Origin of the sequence: Mesorhizobium sp. M7A.F.Ca.CA.001.10.2.1 (genome assembly GCF_003998575.1) — a bacterium.
In the GTDB taxonomy this organism is placed as follows: Bacteria; Pseudomonadota; Alphaproteobacteria; order Rhizobiales; family Rhizobiaceae; genus Mesorhizobium.
Window position 1 is genome coordinate 1 of record NZ_RZQY01000842.1, and the last position, 2,166, is coordinate 2,166.

1 protein-coding gene and 1 pseudogene are annotated in these 2,166 nt (G+C 61.4%); both read left to right on the forward strand.

Annotation, left to right across the window (positions count from 1 at the left end; all coding sequences use genetic code 11):
- Positions 1-282: 282 nt before the first annotated feature.
- Complete coding sequence (gene gcl / locus EN964_RS32455; protein WP_127272421.1) at positions 283-2,064, forward strand: glyoxylate carboligase; 1,782 nt, start codon at positions 283-285, stop codon at positions 2,062-2,064.
- Between the two features lie 10 nt (positions 2,065-2,074).
- Positions 2,075-2,166: pseudogene (locus EN964_RS38900) on the forward strand (hydroxypyruvate isomerase); the annotation flags it as partial.

The window sequence follows — 2,166 nt, forward strand, 5'->3', positions numbered from 1 at the left end:
TAAGTGGCCTCCGAGGGCCCGTTGCCCGCGCGCGGCCGTCCTCTCTTCCTTTTTTCTTTCTTTTCCATTCCTCCATTCTCTTTCTTTTCTCACACTTCTCCCTTCCCCCTTTTTTCCCTCCGCTCGCTCCCCGCGTTCTTTTCCCCCAGCCCCCCCCCTCCCATCAGCATGCTCCTGCCGTTTTCTAGAAATGAAAAAATATTCTGAAAAAATTGAAAAATACCCGGCGTGCTGACATCCTTGGCCAATCCAACAATGACAAACCCCGTGGAGGGCTGGAAAATGGCCAGGATGCGCGCTGTCGATGCCGCGGTTCTCGTTCTTGAAAAGGAAGGCATTTCCTGCGCTTTCGGCGTGCCGGGCGCGGCGATCAATCCGTTCTATTCGGCGCTGAAGGCGAGGGGAACGATCCGCCACGTGCTAGCCCGTCACGTCGAGGGCGCCTCGCACATGGCGGAAGGTTTTACCCGCGCCAAGGCAGGCAATATCGGCCTGTGCATCGGCACTTCGGGTCCGGCCGGCACCGACATGATCACAGGGCTCTATTCGGCTGCCGCGGATTCCATTCCGATCCTGTGCATCACCGGGCAGGCGCCGCGGGCGCGGCTGAACAAGGAGGATTTCCAGGCCGTCGACATATCAGCCATTGCCGCGCCGGTCGCCAAATGGGCGGTCACCGTCATGGAGCCCTATCTCGTCCCCATGGCGCTGCAGAAGGCGTTTCACCTGATGCGCTCGTCGCGGCCGGGCCCGGTGCTGATCGACCTGCCTGTCGATGTGCAACTGGCCGAAATCGAATTCGACATCGATGCCTATGAGCCGTTGACGCCGTTCAAGCCGGCGATGACGCGCGCCCAGGCCGAAAAGGCGTTGACCATGCTCAACGCGGCCGAAAAGCCGCTGATCGTCGCCGGCGGCGGCATCATCAACGCCGATGCGTCGGACCTGCTGATCGAATTCGCCGAGATTTCGGGCGTGCCGGTCATCCCGACCTTGATGGGCTGGGGCGCTATCCCCGACGACCACCGGCTGATGGCCGGCATGTGCGGGCTGCAGACCTCGCACCGCTATGGCAATGCGACGATGCTGGAAGCCGACTTCGTCTTCGGCATAGGCAACCGCTGGGCCAACCGCCACACCGGCTCCGTCGATGTCTACACCAAGGGCAAAAAGTTCATCCATGTCGACATCGAGCCGACGCAGATCGGCCGTGTCTTCGCGCCGGATCTCGGTGTCGTTTCGGATGCGGGCGCGGCGCTGAAGATGCTGCTCGACGTCGCCACTGAATGGAAGACATCAGGCAGACTGCGCGACTGGTCCGGCTGGGCGAAGGAATGCCAGGCCCGCAAGAAGACGATGAAGCGCAAGACGCATTTCGACCAGGTGCCGCTGAAGCCGCAGCGTGTCTATGAGGAGATGAACAAGGCGTTCGGCCGCGACGTCACCTATGTCACCACGATCGGCCTGTCGCAGATCGCCGGCGCGCAGTTCCTGCATGTCTACAAGCCGCGCAACTGGATCAATTGCGGCCAGGCCGGCCCGCTTGGCTGGACCTTGCCGGCAGCCCTTGGCGTGCGCGCCGCCGATCCCGACCGCACCATCGTGGCGCTGTCGGGCGACTATGATTTCCAGTTCATGATCGAGGAACTGGCGGTCGGCGCACAGCACAAATTGCCCTATCTGCATGTCGTCGTGAACAACGCCTATCTCGGCCTGATCCGGCAGGCGCAGCGTGGGTTTTCGATGGACTTCGAGGTCGACCTTGCCTTCGAGAACATCAACCGGGCAGGCGATCCCGAGGCAGGCTATGGCGTCGACCATGTTGCCGTCGCCGAAGCGATGGGCTGCAAGGCGGTCAGGGTGCGCAAGCCGGAAGAGTTCGCCGGAGCCTTCAAGGAGGCGCAGCGGCTGATGAAAGAGCACCGGGTTCCGGTCGTGCTTGAATTCATCCTCGAACGCGTCACCAACATCTCCATGGGCACCGAGATCGACAAGATCACCGAATTCGAGGAGCTTGCCGAAAGCCACGAGGATGCGCCGACGGCGATCGTGATGTTGGATTAGGAGAAAAAGAATGCCGCGTTTTTCAGCCAATCTGTCGATGCTCTTTGGCGAGCATGAGTTCCTCGATCGTTTCGATGCCGCCGCCCGCGCCGGCTTCAAGGG

Bases quoted from the DNA above. Each gene is read 5' to 3' on its own strand.
- gcl (WP_127272421.1), top strand. From the start codon at position 283: ATGGCCAGGATGCGCGCTGTCGATGCCGCGGTTCTCGTTCTTGAAAAG.